The sequence below is a fragment of the Rubritalea sp. genome (assembly GCF_039830215.1).
Taxonomy (GTDB): Bacteria; Verrucomicrobiota; Verrucomicrobiia; order Verrucomicrobiales; family Akkermansiaceae; genus Rubritalea.
In genome coordinates, this window is sequence record NZ_JBDOPO010000242.1 from 1 (window position 1) to 4,957 (window position 4,957).

Genomic DNA, 4,957 nt, shown 5'->3' on the forward strand with positions numbered 1-4,957 from the left:
ACATTACGCTTCAGCTCTCGTCTGATCGTTGAGACGTTACGTCCGATCGTTGAAGCTATGGATGCGTTGGACTCGCCCTTGCGGCGTAGGATAGATATGATATGCCGCTCTTCGCGGCACAGATGTTTATAGGTCATGTGGCACAGACTCGGTTTTGAACGGTGGAGCCAGTGCTGATACTAATCAGCATCTGGGCCGTTGTTCAAGTTAAGCGGTGCACTTCCGGTTTGAATACAAGGGCAAAATAAAGCTGTTTGCCTTGCTAGGTTGTTGGTATTCGTCCCAAATGAATTTACATCATCTAGAGCTCTTCTACTATGTTGCTAAATATGAGGGCATCACAGCTGCAGTTAGAAATATGTCCTATGGTATTCAGCAACCTGCTGTGAGTGGGCAAATCCTCCAGCTCGAGGATGAACTGGGTGTGAAGCTTTTCAGCCGTCGTCCATTCGCACTCACACCGGCAGGCGATATGTTATATGATTTTGCTTATCCTTTTTTCGCTGGCCTACCAGATATCGAGGAACGATTGAAAGGTGAGGACGGTAAGCACCTTCGTATATCGGCCTCTGCATCGGTGTTGGGTAATCATCTGCCCCAAGTGTTAGAGAGGTTAAAGCTTAGCAAGCCGGATCTCAAGCTGACATTGAAAGAAGTGGAGCCATCGGATGTGTATAATCAGCTCACTACTCAGCAGGCTGATATTGCACTTACTGTACTCCACGGTCGGTTAAGTGAGGGGCTGAGGTCGATCGAGCTAATGACGATACCCCTAGTATTACTAGTACCCTCAACTTGCAAGGTGAGGTCGCTGAATGATCTTTTGCGTGAGGGTGATGACGGTAAACTTGAATCAAAATTGCCACTAGTAGGGCTACCTCCACATGAGGCTCTCAGTCAAATTTTTCAAGACGGTCTAAATAAGTTGAATGTTGATTGGCAGCCATCGATGGAGGTGAATGCACTAGATTTGATTCAGAAATATGTCAGCCGTGGTTTTGGAGCAGGCATAGGTGTTGGTATACCTGGTGTGGAGCCAATTGATGGTGTTGATGTTATCTCACTCGACGGCTTTTCTCCACTGGTCATTGGTGGAATCCACCAAGGGAAGATGAAGCCTATTGTTCGGAGCTTTTTAAAGACAGCCCAAGAGTTCATCGAGGGTTTCCCAGCTAGATAGATTCATTGAATCTCCGAATTCGGCTTGCGCTGAGATGTTCCATCACTACACTTCCGCTTATGGCAATTGAGAGCATAAGTAAACGCCCGGCAATCCTTATCCTTGGAGCTCCAGGCTCAGGTAAGGGGACTCAAGGTAAAGCGCTGGGGATGATTCCGCGCTTCTTCCACTGCGCCTGCGGCGATGTATTCCGTTCACTCGACACTCGCACCGAGTTGGGACAACAATTTGTAGAGTATTCTAGTAAAGGACAACTAGTTCCAGACGAGCTGACCATTCAACTGTGGGAAGCACAAATTCAAAATTGGAAAGATAGCCATGTATATTTCCCTGATACGGACTTTCTTATTCTTGATGGTATTCCACGCAATGTGAAGCAAGCTGAAATCCTCAAGGACCACATTGAAGTACATCATATTTTCCATTTATCCTGTCCCGACCGCAACGAGCTAGCGCGTCGTATGCGCAAGCGTGCCCTTCGAGAGAACCGTATGGATGATGCTTCTGATACGGTTATCGAAGATCGCATCCGCACTTACGAAGCGGAGACTAAGCCAATTCTTGATTTCTATCCAGACGATATCCGCACTGACATCGATGCATCTCAGCAGCCGGTCAAAGTGATGCATGATATTATCGCCAAGATTACCACGCTTCCAGTCTTCAAGGAGATGGACAAGGTCTCCGTCTAATAAGAGTCTTAATAATTCTTTCTAAAAGGGCTGCCTTGGCAGCTCTTTTTTTGTACAAGTAATCAGCACTCATTTCTATGTCTAGTAAACGCATCGTCTATATGGCAACTGGGGATATAGCTATCCCCGCATTCAAGGCTCTCGTTAACGAGGGGATTTACAACACTGTGGCTCTCATCACTCAGCCAGATAAGCCTGTTGGTCGAAAGCAGGTCCTTACACCTCCAAAGATCAAGACGATTGCAGTAAACTCTGGTGTACCAGTCCTGCAGCCAGCGCGTGTCAAAAATGAGGATGAGTTACAATTGTTACGAGATCTCAAGCCTGACATCATAGTGGTCATGGCTTATGGGCAAATACTGCCGAAGTCGCTACTGGAAATCCCGAATGTGGCCATCATCAATCTTCATGCGAGTCTTTTGCCTAGGCATCGAGGAGCTTCCTGTATCCAAGCTGCAATTGACCAAGGAGATCTAGAGTCGGGCATGACTGTAATGTATGTTACAGAGGGGCTCGATGAGGGTGATATTATTTTAAAGAGGCCATTTAAGCTCGCACCTGGAATAACTGGCGGTGATCTACATGAGATATTGGCGAATGATGGACCTGCCGCATTAATTGAGGCGCTAGAGCTTCTTTTCTCTAATGTTGCGCCACGCCAACCGCAAGATGACGCGCTTTCAAATTACGTCCCTAAATTGATGCGTAGTGATGGTGAGATTGACTGGAGTCAACCTGCTAGCGTTATAGAGCGTAGAATTCGCGCTTATGACCCATGGCCTGGGACATCGACTAGCTACAAAGACTCAAAAGGACGATCAAAGCGACTCAAGGTCTTCCCGCAAACTGAGGTACAGGAAACTGCTAGTGGAACATCAGGTGAGATCATTTCAACAGAAAACGGCCTAGTTGTTGCTTGTGGGGATGGTGCGCTTAAAATCGCTGAACTTCAGCCAGATGGTAAGCGTCGCATGTTGGCTAGTGATTTCTTGCAAAGTTGCCAAATCTCATCTGGAGATACCCTCGGTGAATAGACGACAGAAACTCAACACCTAATTAATAATTGACGATGAAGGATTTAGAACCAGTATTAAAAATGCAAGTAGTTGAACTTTGCAATAAGGCTGTAGAAGCTCAAGAAGAAGAGCGCTACCATGCATCTAATCGAGACCTCCACAAGGTGTTTGCATTGCTCCCAGAGCCAAAGGCTGAGTGGAAAGCATACACTTGGTTGATTGCCAGCATTGCGGATAATTATTTCGAGCAGGATGAGCACCAAGATGCATTTGATAAGTTCGAAGAGGTTTTCAGTATAGATGCCACATCCAACGACAATGCCTACCTCTGCCTGCGCCGCGGCCAGTGCGCTCTTGAGCTATCTCACGAGGGTTTAGCTAAGGAGTTACTCCAGAAAGCATTTAAGCTAGAGGGTAAAGAGCTTTTCGAGGGGGAACACTCAAAATACCTCAAACTAGCAAAACAAGCATAACTGATATGGCCCGCGAATATAAACTAAGCCCGAAGCAAAATGCCGGGACTCAGTCAGGAATAGATTATCAGGCTGAGCTTAACGAGCAGCAGCTCGCTGCCGTATCCTCGCGCCCTGGTCACGCTTTAGTTATTGCTGGAGCAGGGAGTGGAAAGACGCGAACTCTAACATACAGAGTTGCTTTTTTACTCGACCAAAAAGTTGCGGCTAAAAACATTCTATTACTTACTTTCACGAATAAAGCTTCGCGAGAGATGCTGGAGCGGGTCAAAGAGCTCATCCCTCAAGATACATCTGATCTGTGGGGGGGGACATTCCACTCTATTTGTAATCGTATCCTGCGTCGCCACGCTGACGAGTTGGGATTCACTCGCAGTTTTTCAATTCTCGATACAGATGACCAGAAGTCGTTAATGAAGCAACTCATTGACGATGCTAAAGTTGAAACGAAAGAGCGTCGATTTCCAAAGCCAGATGTGTTGCTTAGTATTTTTAGTCTCTGTGAAAACACCCACTCCAGCGTTGAGGATGTTATAGATTGTAATTATTCCTATTTTCAGGAATGGGTCGATGACATCAAGAGACTTCAGCGAGCTTACACCAAGAAAAAGCTGGAAACCAATTGCATGGATTTCGACGATCTTTTGGTCCTCACGCTAAAGTTGATGAAACAAGATGAAGACCTACGGGAGCTTTATCAGAGAAAATTCCGCTATGTTCTGGTGGACGAGTACCAAGACACAAATTCCACTCAGTGTGAATTGATCGACCTTTTTGTGGGAGAAAAAAATAGCCTTATGGTGGTGGGTGATGACGCGCAGTCTATTTATTCCTGGCGTGGTGCAGATATGGGGAATATTCTCACATTCCACGGGCGTTATCCTGACGCTAAGGTCTACAAGATTGAAACGAATTACCGTAGTCGCCCAGAGATTCTAGAGCTCTCTAACGCGGCTATCCAAGCTAATGAAAGTCAAATACCCAAAGAGCTTCGGGCATCGCGAGAGAAGGGGAGCATGACGCCAGCAGTTATTCCTCTGGCTGATCCTAAAGCTCAGGCTGATTTTGTAAGCCAGCGAATCCAAGATGTCATCGATGATGGGGTCGAGCCAAATGAGATTGCTGTACTGTACCGTGCTCATTACCAAAGTATGGAGGTTCAGATGGAGTTAACCACACGTGATATACCTTTTCAGATTACTTCAGGTTTGCGTTTTTTCGAGCAAGCTCACATCAAAGATGTGTCCGCTTTCATTCGCTTCGTGGTAAATAGGCGCGATGAGATCTGCTTCAAACGGATGGTGGGCATGCTACCTGGTATTGGACCAAAGAGTGCCGACAACCTATGGAGAGCATGGAGTGCTTTACCGATTAGTCAGCAAGATGAGCCACCTCTAGCATTTTCTGAGTACCTACTTGAAATGAAGGTTCCCAAGAAGGCTGCCGTCCATTGGGAGCAGCTCTGCTACACGCTCGATGAGTTGGTGACTCGCGAGGGGTATCAGCATCCATCGGATATGATCCTCAGTATCACCGAAGGGGTCTACGATGACTTCATGCGTGAAAGTTTTGATAACTACGAGCAGCGAAAGCAAG

5 protein-coding genes are annotated in these 4,957 nt (G+C 46.5%); all 5 read left to right on the forward strand.

Translation table 11 applies throughout. The features are described from left to right. The first annotated feature begins 286 nt into the window (after positions 1-286). The gene (locus tag ABGY95_RS07975) at positions 287-1,180 is read left to right on the forward strand and encodes a LysR family transcriptional regulator (protein WP_347441157.1); all 894 of its coding nucleotides are present in this window, start codon (positions 287-289) and stop codon (positions 1,178-1,180) included. Positions 1,181-1,239: 59 nt separating this feature from the next. Then, entirely contained in the window at positions 1,240-1,872 is a 633-nt protein-coding gene (locus ABGY95_RS07980) for a nucleoside monophosphate kinase (protein WP_347441158.1), read from the forward strand. Positions 1,873-1,949: 77 nt separating this feature from the next. After that, on the forward strand, positions 1,950-2,906 hold the full coding sequence (gene fmt / locus ABGY95_RS07985) for a methionyl-tRNA formyltransferase (RefSeq protein WP_347441159.1): 957 nt from the start codon (positions 1,950-1,952) through the stop codon (positions 2,904-2,906). 35 nt (positions 2,907-2,941) lie between these two features. Then, positions 2,942-3,361, forward strand: a complete 420-nt coding sequence (locus ABGY95_RS07990; RefSeq protein ID WP_347441160.1) for a hypothetical protein — start codon at positions 2,942-2,944, stop codon at positions 3,359-3,361. 5 nt (positions 3,362-3,366) lie between these two features. Further along, positions 3,367-4,957 (forward strand): UvrD-helicase domain-containing protein (locus tag ABGY95_RS07995; protein ID WP_347441161.1); only part of this gene is annotated, 1,591 nt, incomplete at its 3' end.